Raw genomic sequence first — 25588 nt, forward strand, 5'->3', positions numbered from 1 at the left:
GCGCAGGCTGCGATCTCGTGCCGCAAGCGCGCGCTCAACAACGGAAAGACCCCAGCCTTCGCTGGGGTGACGGTGACACCGTGATCCAGGCCATTGCCTTCTATCTCTTCGCGATCATCGTGATCCTCTCCGGAGCGATGACGATCGCGTCGCGCAATCCCGTGCATTCGGTGATGTGGCTGATCCTGGCGTTCTTCAACGCCGCCGGGCTGATGATCCTCGTCGGCGCCGAGTTCATCGCGATGCTGCTGGTCATCGTCTATGTGGGCGCGGTCGCGGTGCTGTTCCTGTTCGTGGTGATGATGCTCGACATCGACTTCACGGAGATGCGGGCAGGGGTCGCGCGCTATTTCGGCATCGGGCTCGCACTCGCCGTCGCACTCGCCGCCGAGGTGATGATCGCAGTCGGGGCGTGGAGCACCGGGCCGATCCAGCTTGCGCGGCGTATCGCGCCGATCGATCCGGGCGTGCCCAACATCCAGGCGATCGGCAACCTGCTCTACACACGCTACCTGTTCGTGTTTGAGGGCGCTGGCCTCGTCCTGCTGGTCGCGATGATCGGTGCGATCGTGCTGACCCACCGCCAGCGTGGCGGCGTCAAGGCGCAGAACGTCAGCCGCCAGAACGCACGCCGTCCGCAGGACGCGACGCGCAACACGCGCCCGGTCGTCGGGCAGGGAGTTGAACTGTGACGATCGGTCTCGTCCATTACCTCGTCGTCGCGGCGATCCTGTTCACCATGGGGGTGCTCGGCATCTTCCTGAACCGGAAGAACCTGATCGTCATCCTGATGGCGATCGAACTCATCCTGCTCGCGGTGAACCTCAACCTCGTCGCCTTCTCGGCATATCTGCACGATCTGGTGGGCCAAGTGTTCGCGATGTTCGTGCTGACCGTCGCCGCGGGTGAAGCCGCGATCGGCCTCGCCATTCTCGTCATCTATTTCCGCGGTCGCGGCACCATCGCGGTCGACGACGTCAACCGGATGAAGGGGTAACTCGGTTGATCCTCCTAATCGTCTTCCTGCCGCTGCTGGCATCGATCGTCGCAGGCTTCGGCAATCGCGCGATTGGCGCGGTGCCGGCCAAGATCGTCACCACCGGTGCGCTGTTCGTCTCGGCCGCGCTGTCGTGGCCGGTGTTCATCGGGTTCCTGTCGGGTGGCAGCGCCGCATCGATCACACCGGTGCTCGACTTCATCCACTCCGGCGACATGAACGTCGCCTGGGCGCTGCGGGTCGACTCGCTGACCGCGGTGATGCTGGTCGTGATCACCTCGGTGTCCGCGCTCGTCCACCTCTATAGCTGGGGCTATATGAGCGAGGACCCGGACCAGCCGCGCTTCTTCGCGTATCTGTGCCTGTTCACCTTCGCGATGCTGATGCTCGTGACCGCGAACAACCTCGTGCAGATGTTCTTCGGCTGGGAAGGGGTGGGCCTCGCATCCTATCTGCTGATCGGCTTCTGGTTCCGGAAACCCTCCGCCAACGCCGCCGCGATCAAGGCGTTCGTCGTCAACCGCGTCGGCGATCTCGGCTTCATGCTCGGCATCTTCGGCACGTTCCTGGTGTTCGGCACGGTGTCGATCCCCGAGATTCTCGCCGCCGCACCCGGCATGGCCGGATCGACCCTCGGCTTCCTCGGCCACCGCTTCGACACGATGACGGTGCTGTGCCTGCTGCTGTTCGTCGGCGCGATGGGCAAGTCGGCGCAGCTCGGCCTGCACACCTGGCTGCCCGACGCGATGGAGGGTCCGACCCCGGTGTCGGCGCTGATCCACGCCGCGACGATGGTCACGGCCGGCGTCTTTATGGTCTGCCGCCTGTCGCCGATGTTCGAACAGAGCCCGTTCGCGCTGCACATCGTGATGGGCATCGGCGCCGCCACCTGCCTGTTCGCGGCGACGGTCGCGCTGGTCCAGACCGACATCAAGCGCGTGATCGCCTATTCGACCTGTTCGCAGCTCGGCTACATGTTCTTCGCAGCGGGCGTCGGCGCGTACGGCGCGGCGATGTTCCACCTCTTCACGCACGCGTTCTTCAAGGCGCTGCTGTTCCTCGGCGCCGGCTCGGTGATCCATGCGATGCACCACGAGCAGGATATGCGCTATTACGGCGGCCTGCGGAAACAGATCCCGCTGACCTTTTGGGCGATGATGGCGGGTACGCTCGCGATCACCGGCGTCGGCATTCCCGGCATCTTCGGCAACACCGCGTTTGGTTTCGCAGGCTTCCATTCGAAGGACGCGATCATCGAAGTGAGCTGGGCGGCTGGCGAAGGCGGCACCTGGTTCGTCGGTGTGCTCGTCGCGCTGCTCACCAGCTTCTATTCGTGGCGCCTGATGTTCCTGACTTTCTGGGGCAAGCCGCGTTGGGCCGCGTCGGAGCACATCCAGCATGCGCTCCACGACGCGCACGGTCATGGCCACGACGACCATGCCCATGACGCACACGACGCGCATCATGCAGACGATCATCACGGCAACCCGGCGCAGGCCGAGGATGCGGGCGATCGTCCCTCCGAACACGGCCCAGCGCAGCACGACCTGCCGGCCGGCACCGGCGGCTATCATCCGCACGAGAGTCCGCTCCCGATGCTGATCCCGCTGATCCTGCTGTCGATCGGCGCGATCGCCGCGGGCTTCGTGTTCCACGGTTACTTCATCGAGCCGGAGTCGGGTGAGCGCTACTGGAAGGGTGCGATCGCGTTCCGCGAGGAACTGATGCACCACATGCACGGCGTCCCGCTGATGGTGAAGCTGTCCGCGACGATCGCGATGCTGCTCGGTCTGGTCGGGGCGTGGGTCGCGTACATCAAGTCGCCGAGCCTGCCGACTTCGGTCGCGGAGCATTTCCGGATCCTGTACCGCTTCCTGCTGCACAAATGGTATTTCGACGAGCTCTACGATCTGATCTTCGTGCGGCCGGCGTTCGCGCTCGGTCGGGTGCTGTGGCACCGCGGCGACGAGCAGACCATCAACCGGTTCGGGCCCGACGGCTCGGCCTGGGTGGTGCAGGTCGGGGCCCGCGTCGCCAACCGCTTCCAGACGGGATATCTCTACACCTATGCCTTCGTCATGCTGATCGGCCTGACCGCAGCCGTAACCTGGGCGATCGGACTCTATAAATGAGCGACTTCCCCCTTCTTTCGCTGATGATCGCGGTCCCTGCGACCGCCGCCGTGGCGTGCCTGTTCGTGAACGCACAGACCGCGCGCGCGATGGCGTTGTCGGCGACCTTGGTCGACCTGGTCCTGGGCGTCGTCCTGTGGGCGAGCTACGACGTCGGTGGCGCGCAGTGGCAGTTCGTCGAGGCGCACCCGGGCGTGTTCGGTCCGTTCGGCTGGATGCTCGGGATCGACGGCTTCGCGCTGATGCTGATCATGCTCAGCGTGTTCCTGATGCCGATCTGCATCGGTGCCAGCTGGCGTTCGATCACCACGCGCGTGCCGGAATACATGGCGGCATTCCTGTTCACCGAAGTGCTGATGATCGGCACCTTCGCGGCGCAGGACCTGTTCCTGTTCTACGTGTTCTTCGAAGCCGGCCTGATCCCGATGTACCTGATCATCGGAATCTGGGGCGGTGCGAACCGGATCTACGCGTCGTACAAGTTCTTCCTGTACACGTTGCTCGGCTCGGTCCTGATGTTCGTCGCCATGCTCTACATGGCGAAGACCGCGGGGACGACCAGCATCCCAGCGCTGATGGCGTACGACTTCCCCGCGTCGGTCCAGACCTGGCTGTGGCTCGCCTTCTTCGCGTCGTTCGCGGTCAAGATGCCGATGTGGCCGGTTCACACCTGGTTGCCCGACGCGCACGTGCAGGCGCCGACCGCCGGCTCGGTGATCCTGGCGGGCGTGCTGCTGAAGCTCGGCGGCTACGGCTTCCTGCGCTTCCTGCTGCCGATGTTCCCGGTCGCGAGCGGCGAGCTGACCTGGCTGATCTTCGGCCTGTCGGCAATCGCCGTGATCTACACCTCGCTGGTCGCGCTGGTGCAGTCGGACATGAAGAAGCTGATCGCCTATTCGTCGGTCGCGCACATGGCGATCGTCACGATCGGTCTGTTCGCGTTCAACCGCCAGGGCATCGAAGGCGCGATGATCATGATGCTCAGCCACGGCTTGGTATCGGGTGCGTTGTTCCTGTGCGTCGGCGTGATCTACGACCAGCTGCACACGCGTGAGATTTCGCGCTACGGCGGGCTCAGCATCAACATGCCGAAATACGCCGTGTTCTTCCTGTTCTTCACGATGGCGTCGATCGGGCTGCCGGGGACCAGCGGCTTCGTCGCCGAGTTCCTGTCGCTGATGGGCACCTATCAGGTGTCGACCTGGACCGCGCTGCTCTGCACCACCAGCATCATCCTCGGCGCCGGCTACATGCTGTTCCTGTATCGCCGCGTCGCGTTCGGCGAGATCAAGTCGGACGACGTCCGCGGCATGGTCGACCTGTCGGCGCGCGAATTCTGGCTGCTCGCACCGATCGCCGCCGTCGTGCTGTGGATGGGCGTCTACCCCGAGAGCTTCCTGGCGCCGATGCGCAAGGATGTCGGCGTGCTGCTGACCCGGATCGACAGCGCCAGGCCGATGAGTGATTCCCGACCAACTGTTGGCCACGTGGCCCCGATTGCAGCGCACGCGGAGGCGCACTGATGGATTATTCCGCAAATCTGGCAATGACCTTGCCGGAGATCGTGCTCTCGCTGGGTGCGATCGCGCTCATGCTGGTTTCGGCCTGGGGTGGTAGCGCCTCGACCAAGGCGGTGTCGTGGACCGCGGTCGCGGTGCTGGCGGGTGCCGGCGTCGCGCTGATCGGTCCGGCCTCGTCGGGTGGCCCCGCCTTTGGCGGGCTCTACCGCGCCGATGCGTTCGCGGCGTTCTGCAAGGTGCTGATCTACATCGCCACCGCGGTTTCGATCGTGCTGGCGCCGAGCTTCTTCAAGCGGACCAACGGCGACGACCTGCGTCCCGAATATCCGGTGCTGCTGCTGCTGTCGGCGGCGGGCATGGGGATGATGGTGTCGGCGGGCGACATGCTGACGCTGTACGTCGGTCTCGAACTGCAGAGCCTTGCTGCCTACGTGCTGGCAAGCTTCATGCGCCGCGACACGCGGTCGGCCGAAGCCGGCCTGAAGTATTTCGTGCTCGGCGCGCTCGCCAGCGGGATCCTGCTCTACGGCATCAGCCTGGTCTACGGCTTCTCGGGCACCACGATGTTCTCGGGTATCGCCCAGGCCTATGCAGGGCCGCGTTCGCTCGGCCTGCTGTTCGGCCTCGTGTTCGTGTTCGCCGGTATCGCGTTCAAGATCTCGGCGGTGCCGTTCCACATGTGGACGCCCGACGTGTACGAGGGCGCACCGACCCCGGTCACCGCGTTCTTCGCGTCCGCGCCGAAGGTCGCAGCCCTCGGTCTCGCGATGCGCGTCGCGGTCGAGGCGATGGGCCCGGCGACCGACCAGTGGCGCCAGATCGTGATCTTCGCGGCACTCGCCTCGATCATCCTCGGTGCGGTCGCCGCGATCGGCCAGACCAACGTCAAGCGGCTGCTTGCCTATTCGTCGATCAACAATGTCGGCTACGCGCTGGTCGGCCTCGCTGCGGGGACGCAGGAGGGCGTCTCGTCGGTGCTGATGTATCTGGTGATCTACATCGCGATGACGCTCGGCTCGTTCCTGGTGGTGCTGCAGATGCGTGGTGAGGACGGCCAGCCGATCGAGACCATCGCCAGCCTGTCGGGGATGTCGCGGACGCGCCCGGCGCTGGCGGCGGCGATGGCGATCTTCATGTTCAGCCTCGCCGGCATTCCGCCGCTGTTCGGCTTCTACGGCAAGTTCGCGGTGTTCAACGCCGCGATAGGTGCGGGGCTCTTCCCGCTCGCGGTGGTCGGCTATGTCGCGTCGGTGATCGGTGCGTATTACTACCTGCGCGTCGTCAAGACGATGTACTTCGACGATCCGGCCCCTGCGTTCGCGCCGATGGACAACCCCGTCGAGGGCGGGCTCATCGCCGTCGCCGCGATCTTCGTCTCGCCCCTCGGCTACTTCGCCATTCCGTTGATCGGCGGCTGGACGATGGTGGCGGCACGGGCGCTGTTCTGACCATCCGGACCGTCGCGGAGACGGGATCGACCAACGCCGACATGCTCGCGCTCGCGCGTAGCGGAGTCGGCGAGGGTGTGTGGTTGCGGGCGGAACGGCAGCTGTCCGGCCGTGGCCGGATGGGGCGCGAGTGGGTCTCGCCGGTCGGGAATTTCTATGGGAGCACGGTGGTTAGGTTGCGACCGACCGATCCCGCTCCTGCTACGCTAGCGTTGCTCGCGGCGGTCGCGCTCGAAGAGGCCGTCTCCACCTTCCTCCACCCCGGCGAAGGCCGGGGCCCAGGTGGGAAGGCCGTCGAAACGGCGCGCAACGCAAACCAACCGCCGCTATCCCAACTGGGCCCCGGCCTCCGCCGGGGTGGGGCAGGGGGGGTGTTGCATCTCAAATGGCCGAACGACCTTCTCTTCGAAGGCGCGAAGCTCTCCGGCATTCTCCTCGAACGCGCGGACGACGCGGTGGTGGTCGGCATCGGCGTCAACCTGGCGCACCATCCGGACCTCCCCGATCGTCCCAGCACGAGTCTTGCCGCGCACCGCACCCCGGTCGACCCAACCCAATTCGCCGAAACCCTGGCCGAAACCTTCGCCCGCTGGCTCTCCCGCTGGCGCAGCGAAGGCCTGGCCCCGATCCGTCAACGCTGGCTCGACCGCGCGCACCCCATCGGCACCGCGCTGACCGCGCGCCTGCCCGACGGCACCGTGCATGATGGCCTGTTCGACGGGCTCGACGCGGACGGCGCGCTCATCCTTCGCTTGGCGGACGGCGAACGGCGTGTCATTCACGCCGCCGACGTCTTCCTGATCTGAAAGCCCGGAGCCAATGCTGCTCGCGATAGATGCCGGCAACACCAATGTCGTGTTCGCGCTCGTCGAAGCGGGGCGGATCGCGGCGCGCTGGCGGATCGCGACCGATCCGCGGCGGACCGCCGACGAATATGCGGTGTGGCTCAGCCAGTTGCTCCAGCTCGCAGGCTATGACCGCAGCGTCGTCGAGGGCGTGATCGTCGCCACCGTCGTGCCCCGCGCGCTCCACAACCTGCAGGTCCTGGCCAGCAAGTATTTCGCTACCGACGCCGTCATCGCAGGATCGCCCGCGGCACCGTGGGACTTCGCGATCGACGTCGCCGAGCCGCAGTCGTTGGGCGCCGACCGCGCGGTCAACACCATCGCGGCGCATGCGCTGTACGACGGCGACCTGATCGTGATCGACTTCGGCACCGCGACCACATTCGACGTCAGCGACTATTCGGGCGCCTACAAGGGCGGGATCATCGCGCCGGGCATCAACCTGTCGCTCGACGCGCTGGTCACCGCGGCCGCCAAGCTGCCGCGGATCGCGATCGAGGCACCGGCGACCACCAGCGTGATCGGCCGCAGCACGATCGACCAGATGAACATCGGAATCTTCTGGGGCTATATCGCGATGCTCGAGGGGCTAGTCATGCGCCTGAAGGCGGAGATCGGCCGACCGTCCCGGGTGATCGCGACCGGCGGCTTGGCCACCTTATTCGAGAAGCAAACCAACGTATTCGACCATATCGAGCCCGACCTGACGATCCAGGGGCTGGCTATGATGTGGGATCGTACCCATATGAAGGCCTGAACGCTCGCGCCGCTGAGCCGCTGGGCTATCCCCGACATCATTCCGACCGGCCATCTGGGCCATATTATCGTACTATCTGAAAGCATTTGAATGTCCCCCAAGAACGAACTTCTTTTCTGCGCGCTGGGCGGTTCCGGCGAAATCGGCATGAACGTCAACCTCTATGGCTGTAACGGCAAATGGGTGATGGTCGATCTCGGCATCACCTTTGCCGATCCGCAATATCCCGGCGTCGACGTCATCCTGCCCGACCTGTCGTTCATCGAGGAGCGCCTCGACGACCTAGTCGGCATCGTCATCACCCACGGGCATGAGGATCATATCGGATCGTTGCCCTACCTCGCCGAAGACCTCGGCGTGCCGATCTATGCCACCCCGTTCACGATGGGGTTGATCCGCGGCAAGCTCGAGGAAGAGGGCATCGCCAACCGCGTGAAGCTCAAGATGATCCCGATGGGCGGCAACTTCCAGCTCGGGCCGTTCGGCTTCACCTTCGTCGAGATGTCGCACTCGATCCCCGAAGCCAATGCGCTGATCATCGACACCCCTTACGGCCGCGTGTTCCACACCGGCGACTGGAAGCTCGATGCCAAGCCGGTGATCGGCAACCCGACCAAGCCCGAGGGCTTCATGGCGATCGGCGACAAGGGCATCGACGTCCTGGTCTGCGATTCGACCAACATCTTCAACACCACGGCATCGGGCAGCGAAAGCACCGTCCGCCAGGGCCTGCACGAGGAAGTCAGCAAGGCCAAGGGCCGGGTGATGATCACCAGCTTCGCGTCCAACGCGGCTCGCCTCCACACCTTTGGTGAGGTAGCGAAGGAAACCGGGCGCAAGCTGTGCGTCACCGGTCGGTCGCTCGACCGGATCATCAAGGTCGCCCGCGCAACCGGGTATCTGAAGGACTTCCCGGATACGATCAGCCCCGACGAGGCGATGCGCCTGCCGCGTGACAAGGTGCTGATCATCGCCACCGGCGGCCAAGGCGAGGAGCGCGCCGCGCTGGCGCGTGTCGCCAACGGCAGCCACACGATCCAGCTCCAGGCCGACGACACCGTGATCTTCTCGTCGAAGCAGATTCCGGGCAACGAGGTCCAGATCGGCCGCATCCAGAACACGCTGGCGGCCAAGGGGATCAAGATGATCACCGAGCGCCAGGCGCACGTCCACGTCTCCGGCCACCCCGGCCAGCCCGAGCTCGCACAGCTGTACGACTGGCTGCGTCCCGACGTGTTGGTCCCGGTCCACGGCGAGATGCGGCACATGATGGAGCATGGTCGCTTCGGTCTCTCGGAGGGTATCCCGCGCGCGATCGTGCAGAGCAACGGCGACATCATCCGCCTTGCGCCAAAGGGTCCGGCCAAGATCGGCAACGCGACGGTCGGTCGCCTGGTGCTCGACGGCGATGTGATCCTGCCCGCGGACGGTGCGACCATCGCCGATCGACGTAAGCTCGCGATCAACGGCCAGATCTCGGTCGGCGTGGCGATCGCCAAGGATGGTCGCATGATCGGCCAGCCGCAGGTTCGCGTGCAGGGCGTGCCGGTCGAGGAAGATCGCGCGGCGTTCGTCGCCGATGCGGTCCAGGCGACCGCCGACGCGGTCCGCGGTGGCAAGCGCGATGCCGACAAGCTGCGCGAGCAGGTTCGCCTCGCGGTGCGCAAGGTTGCCAAGCGCTGGACCGGCAAGCAGCCGATCGTCGACGTCTTGCTGATCCAGGGCTGATCCGATGCGGTGGACCTCGGCGCTCGCGATCTACATCCTGTTCTGGTCGTTGTCGGTGTTCCTGGTCCTGCCGTTCGGCGTGCGCACGACGCGCGAAGCCGGGGGCGAACTTGTCCCCGGCCAGGCCGAAAGCGCCCCGCATGAATTCCATGCGGGGCGGATCGCGTGGCGCGTGACGATCGTCGCGACCACGCTGTTCGTGCTGTTCCAGCTCAATTACGCCTATGGCTGGATCACCCCGCAGACCGTCGATCTGTTCGGCCGCGGCAAGATGGTTACGCGCTAACGCCGCGATCCGGCGCCCCCGCGCTGACGGGGTGCTCCGCCCGCGCCGGAGTTGGAACGAAACGCTGATGGAACGACTTGCCGCATGCGCCGGTGCGCGGCAGGATGTCGTCATGACAGATATTTTATCTCCCCCGCCAGAGCAGTTCCTGCGTGAAGATGCGATCCGCGGGGGGATGGACCTGATGCTGTTCGCGCACAGCCGGCATCTGCAGCATGCGGATGTGGAACTGGAAAAGCGCGGGCTGGGGCGCGCGCACCACCGCATCCTCTATTTCCTGGGGCGCAAACCGGACATGCCGGTCAGCGAGATCCTCAACATCCTCGCGATCACCAAACAGTCGTTCGGCCGCGTCGCCAACGAACTGACCGAACAGGGGCTGATCGAGTCGCGCCCCGGCGAACGCGATCGCCGACAGCGCCTGCTGCGGCTGACGGACGAGGGCCTGAAGCTGGAGCAGCATCTGTTCATCGTCCTGCACAACAACATGGCGCGGGCGTATGAATCGTCGGGCGGGCAGGCGGTCGCGGGATACTGGGTCGTGATGCAGCATCTGATGGGCGTCGACGCACAGGGCATTTTCGCACAGATCCAGCGCGCTTGACCGAGCCATTGGGCAGTACCCGACGAACTGATTGATCGAGGTTGCGACCCGGTGTTTTGGCGGAACCAGTCGCCCGGCGGAACGCTGGCCTGCAGCAACCCGCGCCCTTCGGCCGGGGCACCAGGGAGCCCGTCATGTCCACGCCAGAAGACCTGAACGATATCTATGTCGACGAACTGAAGGACCTGTGGTCCGCTAACGACCAGATGCTCAAGGTGCTGAAGAAGATCACCACCAAGGCGAGCGATCCGGCGTTGAAGGAGATGCTGACCAAGTCGCACGAGGGCATCACCGCGCATACCGCGACGCTCAAGGAACTCATCGCCGGGCAGGACGAGAAGGTCTCCAAGGAGCATTGCAAGGGCATGGAAGGCCTGGTCGCCGAAGCCACCAAGCATGTCCTCGAAGAAGGTCCCGACAAGGGTCCGGTGCTCGATGTCCTGATCATCGCCCAGTATCAGCGGATGACGCATTACGGCATCGCCGGCTTCGGCACCGCCGCCGCCTATGCCAAGGCGCTCGGGCTGAAGGACGACGCCAAGGCGCTGCGCGACGCCACCAAGGACATCTATGGCGGCGACGAATACATGACCAAGCTCGCCGAGACCTCGGTCAACGCCAAGGCCGAAGACGCCGAATAACTACGGCCGTCTCTGCCCCCGTCATCCCAGCACGAGTCGGGGTGGCGGGGTAGGGTCGCGACGTGCGCATGACAGCGAAGTCATGGAACGCACTATCCTCGCGGGACGTACAATAGGATTACATCTCGCGAAGGTCCGCCCATGGCTACTGCCTATCCGACCCGTACTATCCAGCCTCGCGTGGTGCGCGCGCACCCGATCCACGGCATCCTGTCGGCCTATCCGCTGGCTTTGTTCACCACGGCGCTGGTGACCGACATCACCTACCTGAACACCGCGAACATGCAGTGGGCCAACTTCTCGGTCTGGCTGATCGCGGGCGGGCTGTTCATGGGCGTACTCGCGGCGATCGTCGGGATCGTCGATGCCGTTGCCAACCGCGGACGTGCGCGGGCGCGGCGCCCCTGGTTTCACAGCATCGGCACGCTGCTGATGATGGCGCTCGCGCTGCTCAACGCCTTCATCCACAGCCGCGACGCCTGGACCTCGGTCGTGCCGACCGGGATTGTCCTGTCGGTGATCGTATCGATCCTTGCGCTTGCGACCAGCTGGTCGGGCTATTCCCTCGAAGCACGGCAGGACGCATGATGCGCAACACCCTGACGCTCTCGCTGGCGACTGCCGCCGTCCTGCTCTCTGGCTGCAGCGGCAAGGGCGGCGATGCCACCGCACAGCTCGGCGCCAATCCCGGACTGCCGTCGCTGCAGCAATATCTGCTCCCGCCGATGAAGATCGCCAAGCCGGTGCCGTGGGGATCGCAGGTCCCGACGGTCGCGCCGGGGCTGAAGGTGACCGCGTTCGCGACCGGGTTCAAGAACGTCCGCTCGGTCTATGTCCTGCCCAACGGCGACGTGCTCGCGGTCGAGCCGAAGGGCCCCACCGAGCCGGTGATGCGGCCGAAGGACATCCTGGTCGGCCTGATCCAGGGCTTCGGTCACAGCAAGGTCCAGGGCGGCGACCAGATCACGCTGCTGCGTGACACCAACGGCGACGGCAAGGCGGACGTCCGCACCGTGCTGCTCGATCACCTCGTGTCGCCGTTCGGCGTCGCGTTGGTCGGCGGCGACCTGTACGTCGCCAACACCGACGCGATCGTCCGCTACCCCTATGTCACCGGCCAGACCCGGATCACCGCGCCAGGCACGATCCTGACAGAACTGCCGGGTGGACCGATCAACCATCACTGGACGAAGAGCCTGGTCGCCGGTCCCGACGGGTCGAAGCTGTACGTCGGCATCGGTTCGAACAGCAACATCACCGAAGCGGGGATCGAGGCGGAGCGCGATCGCGCTAGGATCTGGGAGGTCGACCGCGCGACCGGCGCGCACCGCGATTTCGCCACCGGCCTGCGCAATCCGAACGGCCTCAGCTGGAACCCGCAGTCCGGCCAACTCTGGGCGGTGATCAACGAACGCGACGAGATCGGTCCGGACCTGGTGCCCGATTACCTGACCTCGGTGCGCGACGGTGCGTTCTATGGCTGGCCGTACAGCTACTGGGGCCAGCACGTCGATCCGCGCGTGATGCCGCGCCGGCCGGACATGGTCGCGAAGGCGGTGATGCCCGACTACAGCCTCAGTTCGCACGTCGCGCCGCTCGGCCTCGCATTCGGGACCGCGCAGACCCCGGCGGCGTTTCGCAACGGCGCATTCGTCGGCGAGCATGGCAGCTGGGATCGCGGCCATCTGAACGGCTACAAGGTCGTCTGGGTACCGTTCATGGGCGGCAAGCCCGCCGGCAAGGCGCGCGATGTCGTCACCGGGTTCGTCGATGCGGCAAACCACGCGCGCGGCCGGCCGGTAGGACTGGCGATCGACCGCAGTGGCGGGCTGCTGATCGCCGACGATCTTGCCAACGTGGTGTGGCGGGTAACGGGCGCCTGAGGCGCTACCCTCGTTACCTGTAATACCACCCCGGCGGAGGCCGGGGCCCAGTTGGGAAGGCCGAAGTAACGGGGCGTTACCCAGGGTTACCTCCGTCCCCCAACTGGGCCCCGGCCTCCGCCGGGGTGGTGTATATGGTTGGTGACGGTTACCGCCGCGCGGGCGGCCGTCCACCGGGGCGCCGCGTGATCGGCACACCAGCCGGACGCGGCGGCCGCGGGGTCGCCTGCGTCTCGGCGATCGCATAGCCCTCCTTGCGCAGCTTGCCGAACGCATCGCGGACGCTGGTCGCGACCGCGGTCTGCACCGCCGCCGGCAGGTCGGTGAATGCGGTGTTGGCGTGCACCGCGTTCAGGTCGCGGAGCAGCGCGTTGGGCATGCCCTTGGCGCTGTCCTTGAGCGCGACGATCGCGTCGACGACGGCCGCGTTGATGATGTCCTGCATGAGGTCGGTGGCTGATTTCGGCATGCCGCCCAAAGCCACGGGATCGCGCGCCGGTCAACCCGTTGAAGTTCCGGCTTGATCCACTGCGCGCCGCGGTTCTAGGCAGTCCGGATGGTTTCCAGTCCGTCCGACGATGTCCCCGATTTCGTGGTGGTGGATGTCGAAACCGCCTGTTCGCGGGTCAGCAGCATCTGCCAGATCGGCATCGTCGGGTTTCGCGGCGGTCGCGAGATCTTCGCGTACGAGACGTTGGTCGACCCGCGCGACGAGTTCCATATGTTCAACACCCGGATCCACGGCATCGCCGCCGACCATGTCGTCGGCCAGCCGCATTTCGGCGAGATCCACGCAGTCGTCGACGCGCATCTCGGCGGCCGGACCACGGTGGCGCATTCCTATTTCGACAAGGGCGCGCTGGCCGCCGCCTGTCGCGTGCACGATTTGGATGCGATCCAGACGACTTGGCTCGACAGCGTGCGCGTCGCCAAGCGCGCCTGGCCCGAGCTGGCGAGCCACCGCCTCAATGTCCTGACCAACCATCTCGGTATCGCGCATCGTCATCACGATGCGCTGAGCGACGCGCGCGCGGCCGGGTGGGTGGTGGTTAAGGCGATCGAGCATACCGGCATCCCGCTCGCCGAGTGGTTGCTGCCCGCGCCAAAACCGCCGCAGCGCCCGCTGCCCAAGCCCGCCGCGGTGGGGCCGTTGAAGGGCGAACGCATCGCCGTGCTGGGCGAGCCGCGGGATGGACGGCTGGCGCAGGCGATCGCGGCGCAGGGCGGGCGGGTGGTCGCCTCGGTCGGGTTGACGACGACGATCCTCGCGATCGCAGGCGTGGAGCCCTATCCGGTCGACATCCGCTACAATGCGCAGTTCCTGAAGGCCGACGGGTTGCGGCGCGGCGGGCATCCGATCCGGATACTGCCCGAAGCGGCGGTGTTCGCCTAGGCGTTCAGGGCGTGTGCGGCACGGTCGCTCCGGGCGCACGATCGGGACGCATCCGGATCAGCCCCTCCTGCGCGACACTGGCGATCAGCCGTCCGTCCCGTGCGTGGATCCTGCCGGTCGCAAGGCCGCGGGCGTCGCCGGCGAACGGGCTGTCGGTGCTGTAGAGCAGCCAGTCGTCGAGCGGGACGGCGCCGTGAAACCAGATCGCGTGATCCAGGCTCGCCGGCTGCATCGCGTGATCGAACAGGTTGTAGCCGTGCGGGATCACCGCGGTGCCGAGCAGCGAATAGTCCGAGACATAGGCGAGGATCCCGCGGTGCAACGCCGTGCTGGCGGGCACGGGGCCGCGCAACCGGAACCAGTTGGCAGCGCTCGGCGGTCCGGCACCGCGCTGCACGAAAGACGGCTGGCCGACCGGGCGGACCTCGAACGCCGATGGCCGCCGCAGGAACGCGCGGGCGGTGTCGGACACGCCGTCGCCGAGCCGGTCGGCCCAGTCCTCCAGCGGGATCAGGTCTTCGGGCGGCGGGATGTCGGGCAGGGACGCGGCATGCGTCAGCCCGGTCTCCGGACGCTGGAACGACGCCGACAGCGTCAGGATCGGGATGCCGCCCTGCACCGCGATCACCCTGCGGTTGGCGAAGCTGCCACCATCGAAATCGCGCTGGACGCGGAAGATGATCGGCAGCGTCTCGTCGCCGGCGCGCAGGAAATAGGCGTGGAGCGAATGCGCGATCTTGTCGTCGATCGATTTCTGCGCCGCCATCACCGCTTGCGCGATCACCTGCCCGCCGAACACCCGGCCTGTCGCGCCCGGTTTGCGCGGTCCGCGGTAGAGATCGATGTCGAGCGTCTCGATGTCGAGCAGTGCGACGAGGGCGGTGACCAGGGGATCAATCATGCCGGCGGGCTAGCGCCAGCGCGCGCCTCGTCAACCCGCGACGGGTGCTCCGGCCGAGGATCGCCCGCGCCGCCCGCCGCCGGCGATCTCGTCGATGCGCTTGGCGAGGTCGAGCAGGTCGCGGTGCAGCCGCCCGATCGCGAAGGCGAGGCCAAAGATCCGTCCCGACTGGTCGAAGTCGAGCGTCTGCGCGTCGGGATCGCGGCGGAACGCGTCGAAGTTCTCGGCGAACCGCGCCTGTCCAGCCACCACGGTGCCGCGATCGACCGTCGTCACCGCGGTCAGCGCGGTCGCACAGCGCCGCGCCAGCGCACCCTCCGCGCGCAGCGACATCGCGGCGGCGGCGGCGAGCCCGGCGGCGGCATTGCCCGGCAACGGCTCGTCGATCGCGCGGCCGATCTGGGTCAGGTCGTTGCGCACCCGCCACAGCGTACGCGGCACCGACGACGGAATGCCGTGGTTCGCCAGCCACGACGCGCGCTCGCGGTCGGCATCCTTCATCGCCGCCTCGACCGATCCCAGTGCATTGCGCAGCGCACGGTGGTTGGGCGAGGTCGGCAACGCCATCCCGGTTTCCAGCGCTTCGGCCTGTTCGTCGAGCATCGCGCCGATCCGCTCGAGCACCGCGACGGTGCGCTCGACGACCAGGTCGCGCGAGCGCGCCGGGAGAACGAGCAGCGACGCCAGTACGCCGATCACCCCGCCCAGGCCGATCTCGATGATCCGGTCGGCGACGAACGTCGGCAGCGGCAATCCGGCAGGGGCGTTCAACAGCATGATCGCCGCGGTGACGGGCGCGATCCGCAGCTGCGGCCGCACCGCCGCGACGAACCCGCCGATGCCGGTCACCACGACGAGGACCGCGCAAACCTCGACAGGATTTGCCGGGTGGAACGCGAGGCCGATCCCGCCCAGCGCCGCGCCGATCAGCGTCCCCAGCAGCCGGTCGAGCGCCGCGCCCAGCGTACTGCCGATCGACCCCTGCATCACCACCAGCACGGTGAACACCGCCCAATAGCCCTGTTGCAGCCCGAGCATCTTGTACGTCGCGAACGTCGCCGCGACCGCGACCATCACTCGCACCGCCTGGCGCAGGCTGGCGTCGTTCTTCTGGACCCAGGCGCGGGCGAGCGGGACGATCGGCGTCATGCGACGACTGATAGGGCCGCAGGCGGGCAGGGCAACCATGCTGACAGGCGCGGGGTGCTGCGCTAGATCGGACGCATGGCCATTCGATCCCCGCTCGCCGCGATCGCGCTCTGCATCGCCTCCGCCGCCTCCGCGCAAGTCGTGGCGCCCCCGCCGCCGCCGGCCCCTGTGCTGCCAGCGCCTGCGCCGACGGTGCCGGCAACCGCGGTGCGCGTCGTGGTGACGACCAGCGACGGCCCGATCACGCTCGCGCTCGACAAGGATCATGCGCCCAAGACGACCGCGAACTTCCTCCGCTACGTCGACCAGAAGCGGCTCGACGGCGTGACCTTCTATCGCGCGATGAAGCTCGGCAACGGCGTCGGGCTGATCCAGGGCGGTCTCAAGGGCGATCCGAAACGCATCCTGCCGCCGGTCGCGCACGAACCGACCACCTTGACCGGGCTGACGCACGACGACGCGACGATTTCGCTGGCGCGCTACGCTCCGGGGACCGCGACCGCGGATTTCTTCATTACCGTCGGCGCGATCCCGTATCTCGATGCCGATCCGGCGCGAGCAGGGGACAACCAGGGGTTCGCCGCGTTCGGGCATGTCGTCGAGGGGATGGACGTGGTCCGCCGCATCCTTGAGGCGCCGACCTCGCCGACTGCAGGGGCGGGGGCGATGAAAGGCCAGATGATTGCCGCACCGGTGCGCATCCTGACGGTGCGCCGGGCGAAGTAAGGGCGTTTACGGCAGGCGGCCAATAGCGATGCGTTCCCCGGCGGAGGCCGGGGCCCAGTTGGGAAGGTGGCGGTAACGGAGCGCTGATTGTCGTCACGCATGTCCCCCAACTGGGCCCCGGCCTTCGCCGGGGAACCGAAATGGGAGCGACAGAAGCTTGTTCTCCCGCGAAGGCGGGAGCCCAGTCTGGGTCCCCGCCTTCGCGGGGAAACAAGGGGGCGGGTTGGACGCCTGAGGTTGGAGGCGAAGGTGCCGCACGCCCTCAGGCGGCGAGCGCGCTCGTCATCCAGGCTTCCGCCTTCGCCAGCGCGGCGGCGTCGTCGACGTCGATCCAGTCGAGATCGCTGCAATCCACCACCTTCGCGGCACGGTCCGCGATCAGCATCCGTACGCCTTCGGTCAGCGACGGTGCTTCCAGCGTCGCCAATGCCGCCATCAGCGCCGGCCCGATCGCGAACACGCCGGTGTCGTAGCAGTCGTGCGGCTCGAGCCCCTTGCCGATTGCGACGATCGCATCGCCTTCGGTCGCGACGCAGGTCACGTCCTCCGGATCCACCCAGTCATGCCCCAGCCGCCGGTCGATCCCGAGCCGAAGCCCGGCACCCGCACCAGCCCGCGCCATCCGCGCATAATGCGCCGGCGTGACCAGATGGTCGCACATCGCCAGCACCGCCTCGGCGCCGTCCAGCACCGGCGCGGCAGCCAACACCGACACGCCGTTCGGACGGCGCGGATCGCTCCGCACCGTCTCGACCGCGATCGACCAGCGCCGCGACGCCAGATGCGCGGCGATCGCTTCCTCACCGTAACCGAGCACCACGATCACCCGGGCCAGCCCCGCCGCAGCGAGCCCGTCGAGCGCATGATCGATCAGCGGACGCCCTGCCACCGGGCAGAGCGGCTTGTACGGTGCCGATGCGCGAAGACGACTGCCTTCGCCCGCGGCGAGAATGACCGCGGTATCGATCACCCTCACGCGGCCTTGATGAACTTCTCGACCTCGATCTGCGCGAGATCGTCGGTCATCTGGGTGCGCGGATGCTTGCAGAAATACGCGCTCGCAGGGTCGATCACGCCAGCGACGCCGCGGTCCTTGGCGATCTTGGCGCAGCGGATCATGTCGATCGCGACGCCCGCCGAATTGGGCGAATCCTCGACCGACAGGCGCAGCTCAAGGTTCATCGGCACGCCGCCGAACAGCTGGCCTTCCATCCGCAGGAAGCAGACCTTGTTGTCGTTCTGCCAAGGCACATAGTCGGACGGACCGATATGCACGTTGTCGTCGTCGAGGCGCTCGGCCGCGACCGACTGCACGGCCTCGGTCTTCGAGATCTTCTTCGATTCCAGACGGCGATGGTTCGACATGTTGAGGAAGTCGGTGTTGCCGCCGGTGTTCAGCTGATAGGTGCGATCCAGCTTGACGCCGCGCTTGGCGAACAGGTCGGTCAGCACGCGGTGGACGATCGTCGCCCCCAGTTGCGCCTTGATGTCGTCGCCGATGATCGCGACGCCGGCATCCTCGAACCGCTTCGCCCAGACCGGGTTCGACGCGATGAACACGGGGATGTTGTTGACGAATGCCACGCCCGCCTCGATCGCGCACTCGGCGTAGAATTCCGTCGCTTCCTGGCTGCCGACGGGCAAATAGTTCATCAGCACGTCGGCACCGCTAGCGCGCAGTTCGGCGACGACGTCTTCCTTGGTCGGCTCGGGCGCGTCGGCGACCAGGAAGGTGCGGTCGTCCTTGAAGTCGGCCATGTGGTCGGCGACGCCGTCCAGCTTGCGGCCCATCTTCACGACGGTGCCGGTGTTGCCGATATTGGCGGCGAACACTGCGGTGCAGTTGGGCTTGGCGAAGATCGCCTCGGCGACGTCCTTGCCGACTTTCCGCCGGTCGACGTCCCACGCCGCGACGACCTTGATGTCGCTCGGCTTGTAGCCGCCCATTTCCCAATGCATCAGGCCGACGCTGTCGTTCGTGCCCTCGCGGTAATGCTCGAGCCCCTGGACGAGCGAGCTCGCGCAGTTGCCGATGCCGACGACGGCGATCCGAATGCTATTCATTACTGACCCTGTTCCTTACGATAAATGCATGCGCGACGCCGCCTTGGCGCGCGGCGTGACCCGGACGAAGGCGCGTTCGACACGGCGGTGCCAGACGAGCCCGATGACGGCGACGATCGTCAGAGCGACGATCTCGAACCACCAGAAGATGCGCGGATTGCCCGCAAAACATGCGACGAAGATCGCCGCGACGCGAACGTTCGCGGTCAGCAGCGACAACAGCCGCAACGGCGGCGTCGCGCGCTCGCCATAGACACGACCACATGCGACCGGATCGCTCGCCTGGCCCAGCACGCGCTCGAACGGCATCGCCACGCGGTCGATGCTGGTCGCGAAACTATCGTAGAAGCGCACCAGCGCGTTACCGGTGGGAACCGCGGGCGCGGCGATCGCGATGCCCTTGACGCGGCGATGGAAGCGCGCGCGTTCGCCTTCGTACAGACTCGACTGCACCGCGTGCGCGCCGCCGGCGGCAAAGGCGAGCGCCCAGCCCTCGGGCGTGCCCACCGTGATCGCCAGCGCGACATAGATCATCGCGAACACGCCGTGGTCGACCAGCCCATCGAGCATCCGCCCGAACGGACTGGCGCTGCCGGTCGCCCGCGCGACCATGCCGTCGAGCCCGTCGGCGATCAGCCAGCCGATCGACAGCAGCAGCCCGAGTACCGCGAACCGCCAGTCATGCCACTGTGCATACGCCAGCGCCGCCATCGCCCCCAGGCACAACCCGACGCCCGATACCGCGTTCGCGGAAATTCCGCGCGCGATCGCTAAAGGCACTAGGGCCCGGCTCGCTGGGTGGATCAGCCAGAGGTTCGATGGGTCCTCGATCCGGCGATCGCGCGATCCATCCGGTGGAGGCACTGTCATAGGATTTTCATAATGCGCCGACGGGGCAATTTATGCAAGGTTGTCGCGGCATTTTGCGACCAATCGGTATGAAAGTCCGCTTGCGCCGTACGTGCGACACAACCCTCTCCCGGAGGGGGAGGACTGGAACCTCACGCGCGCTGCCCGCAATCCTCCCCTGCAAGGGGAGGTGGCTGGCGGAGCCAGACGGAGGGGTGACGCGCTCTCGACAGCGCGACACCCCTCCGTCAGCCCTGCGGGCTGCCACCTCCCCTTGCAGGGGAGGATCGAATTTTAGGGCAGCGCCGCCCGCAGTTCGCGCAGCCAGACCTCCGCGGTCCCGTCCGATGGCGCGCGCCAGTCGCCGCGCGGGGACAGCGATCCGCCAGCCGATACCTTCGGCCCATTGGGCATCGCCGACCGCTTGAACTGGCTCGTCGCAAAGAACCGCACCAGGAACTTCTCGAGCCAGTGCAGGATCGTCGGCAGGTCGTACGCCACCCGCGCATCGGCCGGGAAATCCTGCGGCCAGCGCCCCGCGGCGACATCGCGCCACGCATGCCATGCCAGGAACGCGATCTTCGACGGCGCCAGGCCATGGCGGATCACGTAATGCGCAAAGAAGTCGTTGAGCGCGTACGGCCCGACCATCGATTCGGTACTCTGGATCGCGCCATCGGCACCCGCCGGGACCAGCTCGGGCGAAATCTCCTGCGCTAGAATCGCGGTCAGGATCGCATCGGTCGCCGCGTCATATTGGTCGGTCCGGATGCACCAGCGGATCAGGAACTGGATCAGCGTCTTGGGCACGCCCGCGTTGACCGCATAATGGCTCATCTGGTCGCCGACGCCGTAGGTGCACCAGCCGAGCGCCATCTCGCTGAGGTCGCCGGTGCCGACGACGATCCCGCGCCGCTGGTTGGCGAGGCGGAACAGGTAATCGGTGCGCAGACCCGCCTGCACATTCTCGAAGGTCACGTCATACACCGGTTCGCCGCGGCCGAAGGGGTGGCCCATGTCCTCCAGCATCCGCGTCGCGGCAGGGCGAATGTCGATCTCCTCAGCCGTGATCCCCAGCGCCCGCATCAGTGCCCAGGCGTTGGCCTTGCTCGCATCGCCCGTCGCGAACCCCGGCATCGTGAACCCCAGGATATCGGTTCGCGGCCGCCCCAGCCGATCCATCGCCTTCGCCGCGACGATCAGCGCATGCGTCGAATCGAGCCCTCCGGATACCCCGATCACCAGCGTTTCCGCGCGCGCCGCGGCGAACCGCTTGGCCAGCGCCTCGACCTGGATGTTGAACGCCTCGTAACAATCCGCGTCGCGCTTTTCGGGCGTGTTCGGCACGAACGGGAAGCGGCGGATGGCACGCTCCAGCCCGAGATCGGCAACAGGCGCGGCGTGCTCGAACGCCACGCGACGGAACCGCGTCTCGGGATCGCCCGCCGCACGCGCCGCATCGTTGAACGTGCCGAAGCGCATCCGCTCCTGCTCGATCCGCTCGACGTCGACATCGGCCACCACGAGACCCGGCTCGCGCGCGAACCGCGTCGATTCGGCGATCACCTCGCCCAGTTCGTGAATCATGCCCTGGCCGTCCCACGCAACTTCGGTGGTGCTCTCGCCCGGCCCGGCGGCGGAGTAGACGTACGCACAGACGCCCCGCGCGCTCTGTGCCGCGCACAGCATCGCCCGTTCGCGCGCCTTGCCGACGACGATGTTCGACGCCGACAGGTTGCAGCAGATCAGCGCGCCCGCCAGCGCCCCCATCGTCGAAGGCGGGGTAGGGGCCCAGTAATCCTCGCAGATCTCGGCATGGAATACGAACCCGGACAGGTCGCTGGCGGCGAACACCAAGTCGGTCCCGAACGGCACGCTCTGCCCGGCGACCTCGATCGTAAGCCCGCTGAGGCCGGCGCCGCTCGCGAACCAGCGCTTCTCGTAATATTCGCGGTAGTTGGGCAAGAACGTCTTCGGCACCACGCCAAGTATCGCCCCGCGCGAAACCACCGCGCAACAATTGTACAACCGCCCGTTCCGCCTGAGCGCGATCCCGACCAGCAACACCGCGCGCAACCCCGACGTCGCCGCCGCGACCGTCGCCAGCGCATCGTCCGCGGCCCGTTGCTGTGCGGTCTGCAGGTGCAGGTCGTCGACGGCATAGGAACTGAGGTTCAGTTCCGGAAACACCACCAGGTCGACCCCGCGCGCGTCGGCCTGAGTCGCCAGTTGCACCGTCTGCTCGGCATTGAAGGCGGTGTCGCCGACCGACCCCACGGGCGTCGCCGCGGCAACCCGGATCATGCCGTGACGGTGAAGCGCGAAGAACGGATGCGTCTGGCTCATGCCGCCGTAGATACGCACGACGCAGCGCATGCGCTACGGGTTTGGCATGCGGCGGCATGGCCCGATGGGGCTGGAAAGACATCATCACGTCCAGCTTGGTGGCAAGCGGGCATCTAGAGGTACAGATTTCGCATCAGCCGTTGCTGTGCATGGCATCCAGTGAGGTTACCGCTTCGATCCGGATACGGCGATGGATCAGACCATAAGCTGGCGGTCGATCTTGCGCGACCGCGCGCATGGTTGACCGCCAGTTTTAGATCGCCCCCGAGAACGTATCGCACTGCGCCGGATCACCCGAATCGAGTCCGCGCTTCAGCCAGGACTGACGCTGGGCAGAGGTGCCGTGCGTGAAGCTGTCGGGGACGACGCGGCCCTGTGACTGCTTTTGCAGCGTGTCGTCGCCGATCGCTTGCGCGGCAGTCATGCCCTCCTCGATATCGCCGGGTTCGAGCCGGGTCTTGTTCGCATTGGCCCAGACGCCGGCGTAGCAGTCGGCCTGAAGCTCGAGACGCACCGACATCGCGTTGCCCTCAGTCTCGCTGCCTTGGCGCTGCGCGCGCTGGACCTGTTCGTTGGTACCGAGCAGCTTCTGGATGTGGTGGCCGAATTCGTGTGCGATCACATAGTCCTGCGCGAAGTCGCCTTTCGCGCCGAAGCGGTTGGCGAGTTCTGCGAAGAAGCTGGTGTCGAGATAGATGCCCTGATCGGTCGGGCAGTAGAACGGGCCCATCGCCGATTGCGCAGCGCCGCAGCCGGACTGGCCGTTGCCACCGAAGAACACGAGCTTCGGCGCCACGAACTGCTGGCCGCTCTTGGCGAAGATCGCTTCCCAGGTATGGTCGGCAGAGCTGAACGCGTTGCACGCCGCCTTGCTTTCGGGGGTCAGCGTGCAGCTCGACGTCGTGTCGGTGCCGGCCTTGCGGGTCGCGCCGGTCGGAGCCGACGATCCGCCGCCGAGCATGCCGCCCAGATTGCCGAGCCCTCCAAGCCCGCCGAACAGCGCCATCACGATCAGCACGACGACGATTCCGCCGCATCCGAACCGGCTGCCGATCATCGGCAACAGCCCGAACAACAGTCCGCCGCCGCCACCGCCGAAACCGCCGCCGCCCTGGCCGCGCTGGTCCTCGACATTGATGTTGGGATCGAAATCGTCGAGCCGCATTGGCGCTACCTTGTTGAGTCGTGTCGGTAGCGAAATGCTTGGCGCGCGCGGTGGTTGCAAGGGCTGCGCGGCGAAGGACACGCGTGACGCTGCTTTCCAGCGGTGTGAACCATTGCCGCGGGGGGACAAGCCTGTGTAGCGTTGCCCCTTGGATGTGGGGAAAACGATGCGGGCGTGTCTGATCGGGGTTGCGGCGTGTATGATGGTGGCGGGATGCGGCGGCGGTGGCACCGTCGCGTCGCCGGGGTCGGAGGCGGTGTCGCTCGACTGGCGACGCGTCGCGACGGCAGATGATCGCGGACGGCTGCGCGGCTGGCGGGGCGCGTGGATCAACGCGCTGTCACACGCCGACCCGGCTCAGATCGCCCGGGAGCCGGCGCTGTTCGATCCCGACCATGCGGTCGCGGGCGCATTGCCGCCGCCCGGCGCGTATCGTTGCCGCACGTTCAAGCTCGGCGCGCGCACCGGGGTGGGGCCGACCTTCACCGCCTATGGCTGGTTCGCCTGCCGCATCGACCGCGACGAGCGCGGGCAACTCGTGTTCGGCAAGGCCAGCGGATCGCAACGGCCGTCGGGAACGATCTATCCCGACACCGACACCCGCAGCATCTTCCTCGGCACGATGGTGCTGGGCGACGAAACCCGCGCCCTCGATTATGGCCGTGACGCCGGGCGCGATATGGCCGGCGTGATCGAACGCATCGGCGCGAAGCGGTGGCGGCTGGTGCTACCGTACCCGCGTTTCGAGTCGGTGCTGGACGTGGTGGAGCTGGTACCGGCGCGATAGCATCCGACACGCGTGGAAGGAGACAGGGCGATCTTCGTCTGACTGAACAAGGAAATACTGCTCGTCCGCTTCGATCATTTGCCCGTTTGTTAGAAAAAAACGTTGCCATTCGTTAGGCTGGCTGGCCCGGATGACTGATCTACAGACCGAACTCTTCGAATAGCTCTCTTCGCGCCACGTCTGCGCCGCTTTCTCCCTCGTCAACTTCGCCTGGCGTCGCCCATAATGCCTGGCCAGCAAAGGGCCATTTCTGTGTTCGAACCGGAAAAGCAAAACACGCTGGTCGCGGTCGCGGTCGCGCACGAGCGGACGTAACGACGGGCGCTGCATCGGTTCGCCATAATGCGAGAGGTTCACGGTGCAAATCGACCGTTTGGAAATATCGTTTCGGCATCTAGCAGCTGATATCAGTTATCATTGGGCATGCTGACCGTATGCAATTTGCATGGTCAGATCGGACCGCGCGTACGTTCGGTTTAGATCGCGACTATTGTACTTCCGACACTAAATTATGCCGCCGCGTTCCTCAACGATGCCAGGCATTGTACGCGCACCCTTTGCAGCCGGAGGTCCGAAACCTGTCCCACTGCGGCGAGCGCAGCAGCAATGTGCTGCCTCGATTCCGCCTTGGTCGGCTCGATGGTGCGATCCTCGCAAAGGGCGGGCACCCCTGGGAGGTCCGTTCGGGTCGCGAGCAGTTTTAGGACTTCGACGGGATTGCTGAGCAGGGCGTCGCTCAGCGCACCGTCGATGGCTTCGCTGCGGGCGCCGTCCGTTGCCGTGCGAAGCGCTGCGATCGCGTCGATCCAGTCGGCGCGGCCGTCCGCCGCCTCGTCCAGGGCGATGTCCCACTCGGCGTTGGACAGCGAGGCGGCCGCGGCCGCTGCGCCATTCCGGTGGATCGCCTGTTCGACGGCATGTGCGGAGGCCGGGTCGCAGTCGGATTGCTCCCGGCAGGTCTCGAACTGTCCGCAAACCGATGCGGCGAGCGTCGGCAGCGTCCGCGTATCCTCCGCGACCGAGAGGCTGGCGGCGTTGCTGCAGGACGCCCCGGCGATGACGTTGCGGCAACTGCGGCGGTCGGCGCTGGCCATCGCCCGTCGGACACTCGCTGGGACATGACGCGTATAGCTGTCGAGCGCGTCGCGCAGGTCGGCGGGCGACAGCAGCTCGAGGTGTTTCGCCGGACACTGGCGTCCCAGCTGCGCGGTGTAGGGCCGCCAGACATGCTGCAAAGTGTCGGCCGGTGCGGCCGCGCCCGCCACGGAGGCGAGCAATATCAGACACGAAGCACGTCCGTAGAGTCGCATGGTAACCTCCGACTCGTACGGGATACTTGCCGCCTTAATCTCCTGCAATCGCGAAGA

The 25588-nt window shown here is 66.6% G+C and carries 26 protein-coding genes; 16 read left to right on the plus strand and 10 right to left on the minus strand.

Features of this window, described 5'->3' with window-relative positions:
* Positions 1-80 precede the first annotated feature (80 nt).
* From SJY20_RS06445 to SJY20_RS06505, 13 genes are all read left to right on the plus strand, one after another.
* Positions 81-692, plus strand: a complete 612-nt coding sequence (locus tag SJY20_RS06445; RefSeq protein ID WP_380785786.1) for an NADH-quinone oxidoreductase subunit J — start codon at positions 81-83, stop codon at positions 690-692.
* Positions 689-997, plus strand: coding sequence for an NADH-quinone oxidoreductase subunit NuoK (gene nuoK, locus SJY20_RS06450; protein ID WP_380785787.1), 309 nt, complete (start codon positions 689-691; stop codon positions 995-997). Before SJY20_RS06445 ends, nuoK begins: the two co-directional genes overlap by 4 nt.
* Positions 998-1002: 5 nt before the next feature.
* Positions 1003-3129 carry an NADH-quinone oxidoreductase subunit L gene (gene nuoL, locus SJY20_RS06455; protein WP_380785788.1) on the plus strand — a complete coding sequence of 709 codons (2127 nt, stop codon included), beginning with the start codon at positions 1003-1005 and terminating at the stop codon, positions 3127-3129.
* Entirely contained in the window at positions 3126-4652 is a 1527-nt protein-coding gene (locus SJY20_RS06460; RefSeq protein WP_380785789.1) for an NADH-quinone oxidoreductase subunit M, read from the plus strand. The genes nuoL and SJY20_RS06460 overlap by 4 nt, the downstream gene beginning before the upstream one ends.
* Positions 4652-6097, plus strand: a complete 1446-nt coding sequence (gene nuoN / locus SJY20_RS06465) for an NADH-quinone oxidoreductase subunit NuoN (protein WP_380785791.1) — start codon at positions 4652-4654, stop codon at positions 6095-6097. The genes SJY20_RS06460 and nuoN overlap by 1 nt, the downstream gene beginning before the upstream one ends.
* A 41-nt stretch (positions 6098-6138) precedes the next feature.
* Entirely contained in the window at positions 6139-6903 is a 765-nt protein-coding gene (locus tag SJY20_RS06470) for a biotin--[acetyl-CoA-carboxylase] ligase (RefSeq protein ID WP_380785792.1), read from the plus strand.
* A 13-nt stretch (positions 6904-6916) separates the two neighbouring features.
* Positions 6917-7699 (plus strand): type III pantothenate kinase, encoded by a 783-nt coding sequence (locus tag SJY20_RS06475; RefSeq protein WP_380785793.1) that lies wholly within the window; start codon positions 6917-6919, stop codon positions 7697-7699.
* A gap of 90 nt (positions 7700-7789) precedes the next feature.
* The gene (locus SJY20_RS06480; protein ID WP_380785794.1) at positions 7790-9427 is read left to right on the plus strand and encodes a ribonuclease J; all 1638 of its coding nucleotides are present in this window, start codon (positions 7790-7792) and stop codon (positions 9425-9427) included.
* 4 nt (positions 9428-9431) lie between these two features.
* Positions 9432-9713, plus strand: coding sequence for a DUF1467 family protein (locus SJY20_RS06485; protein ID WP_380785795.1), 282 nt, complete (start codon positions 9432-9434; stop codon positions 9711-9713).
* A gap of 112 nt (positions 9714-9825) precedes the next feature.
* Positions 9826-10317, plus strand: coding sequence for a MarR family transcriptional regulator (locus SJY20_RS06490; RefSeq protein ID WP_380785796.1), 492 nt, complete (start codon positions 9826-9828; stop codon positions 10315-10317).
* Between the two features lie 134 nt (positions 10318-10451).
* Positions 10452-10958 (plus strand): ferritin-like domain-containing protein, encoded by a 507-nt coding sequence (locus tag SJY20_RS06495; protein ID WP_380785797.1) that lies wholly within the window; start codon positions 10452-10454, stop codon positions 10956-10958.
* Between the two features lie 141 nt (positions 10959-11099).
* Positions 11100-11546, plus strand: coding sequence for a DUF2231 domain-containing protein (locus SJY20_RS06500; RefSeq protein ID WP_380785799.1), 447 nt, complete (start codon positions 11100-11102; stop codon positions 11544-11546).
* The gene (locus SJY20_RS06505; protein ID WP_380785800.1) at positions 11546-12841 is read left to right on the plus strand and encodes a PQQ-dependent sugar dehydrogenase; all 1296 of its coding nucleotides are present in this window, start codon (positions 11546-11548) and stop codon (positions 12839-12841) included. Before SJY20_RS06500 ends, SJY20_RS06505 begins: the two co-directional genes overlap by 1 nt.
* A gap of 148 nt (positions 12842-12989) precedes the next feature.
* On the opposite strand, the gene SJY20_RS06510 is transcribed toward SJY20_RS06505, so the two are convergent.
* Complete coding sequence (locus SJY20_RS06510; protein WP_380785801.1) at positions 12990-13310, minus strand: hypothetical protein; 321 nt, start codon at positions 13308-13310, stop codon at positions 12990-12992.
* 87 nt (positions 13311-13397) lie between these two features.
* Here SJY20_RS06510 and SJY20_RS06515 point away from each other — a divergent pair, with 87 nt between their 5' ends.
* Complete coding sequence (locus SJY20_RS06515; RefSeq protein WP_380785803.1) at positions 13398-14234, plus strand: exonuclease domain-containing protein; 837 nt, start codon at positions 13398-13400, stop codon at positions 14232-14234.
* A gap of 4 nt (positions 14235-14238) precedes the next feature.
* Here the strand turns inward: SJY20_RS06515 and SJY20_RS06520 are convergent, their stop codons facing one another.
* Together SJY20_RS06520 and SJY20_RS06525 are read right to left on the minus strand one after the other, a co-directional pair.
* Complete coding sequence (locus SJY20_RS06520; protein WP_380785805.1) at positions 14239-15135, minus strand: acyl-CoA thioesterase; 897 nt, start codon at positions 15133-15135, stop codon at positions 14239-14241.
* Between the two features lie 30 nt (positions 15136-15165).
* Entirely contained in the window at positions 15166-16284 is a 1119-nt protein-coding gene (locus tag SJY20_RS06525) for an FUSC family protein (protein WP_380785806.1), read from the minus strand.
* A gap of 75 nt (positions 16285-16359) precedes the next feature.
* On the opposite strand from SJY20_RS06525, the gene SJY20_RS06530 reads away from it, so the two are divergent.
* Complete coding sequence (locus SJY20_RS06530; protein WP_380785807.1) at positions 16360-17010, plus strand: peptidylprolyl isomerase; 651 nt, start codon at positions 16360-16362, stop codon at positions 17008-17010.
* A 262-nt stretch (positions 17011-17272) separates the two neighbouring features.
* On the opposite strand, the gene SJY20_RS06535 is transcribed toward SJY20_RS06530, so the two are convergent.
* The 5 genes from SJY20_RS06535 to SJY20_RS06555 form a co-directional block, all read right to left on the minus strand.
* Complete coding sequence (locus tag SJY20_RS06535) at positions 17273-17980, minus strand: NTP transferase domain-containing protein (protein WP_380785808.1); 708 nt, start codon at positions 17978-17980, stop codon at positions 17273-17275.
* A gap of 2 nt (positions 17981-17982) precedes the next feature.
* The gene (locus tag SJY20_RS06540) at positions 17983-19074 is read right to left on the minus strand and encodes an inositol-3-phosphate synthase (protein ID WP_380785809.1); all 1092 of its coding nucleotides are present in this window, start codon (positions 19072-19074) and stop codon (positions 17983-17985) included.
* 15 nt (positions 19075-19089) lie between these two features.
* Positions 19090-19944, minus strand: a complete 855-nt coding sequence (locus SJY20_RS06545; protein ID WP_380785811.1) for a CDP-alcohol phosphatidyltransferase family protein — start codon at positions 19942-19944, stop codon at positions 19090-19092.
* 273 nt (positions 19945-20217) lie between these two features.
* On the minus strand, positions 20218-22269 hold the full coding sequence (locus SJY20_RS06550; RefSeq protein ID WP_380788598.1) for an NAD(+) synthase: 2052 nt from the start codon (positions 22267-22269) through the stop codon (positions 20218-20220).
* Between the two features lie 253 nt (positions 22270-22522).
* A complete protein-coding gene (locus SJY20_RS06555; protein ID WP_380785813.1) occupies positions 22523-23434 on the minus strand; it encodes a neutral zinc metallopeptidase in 912 nt (303 codons plus the stop codon).
* Positions 23435-23600: 166 nt separating this feature from the next.
* Between SJY20_RS06555 and SJY20_RS06560 the strand changes: the two genes are divergently transcribed.
* Positions 23601-24221 carry a DUF4893 domain-containing protein gene (locus SJY20_RS06560; RefSeq protein WP_380785814.1) on the plus strand — a complete coding sequence of 207 codons (621 nt, stop codon included), beginning with the start codon at positions 23601-23603 and terminating at the stop codon, positions 24219-24221.
* 139 nt (positions 24222-24360) lie between these two features.
* Here the strand turns inward: SJY20_RS06560 and SJY20_RS06565 are convergent, their stop codons facing one another.
* A complete protein-coding gene (locus SJY20_RS06565) occupies positions 24361-24615 on the minus strand; it encodes an NUDIX domain-containing protein (protein WP_380785815.1) in 255 nt (84 codons plus the stop codon).
* 115 nt (positions 24616-24730) lie between these two features.
* Positions 24731-25486: a hypothetical protein gene (locus tag SJY20_RS06570; RefSeq protein ID WP_380785817.1), complete on the minus strand. Its 756-nt coding sequence runs from the start codon at positions 25484-25486 to the stop codon at positions 24731-24733.
* Positions 25487-25588 lie beyond the last annotated feature (102 nt).

The sequence above is a fragment of the Sphingomonas sp. R86521 genome (assembly GCF_042466235.1).
In the GTDB taxonomy this organism is placed as follows: Bacteria; Pseudomonadota; Alphaproteobacteria; order Sphingomonadales; family Sphingomonadaceae; genus Sphingomonas.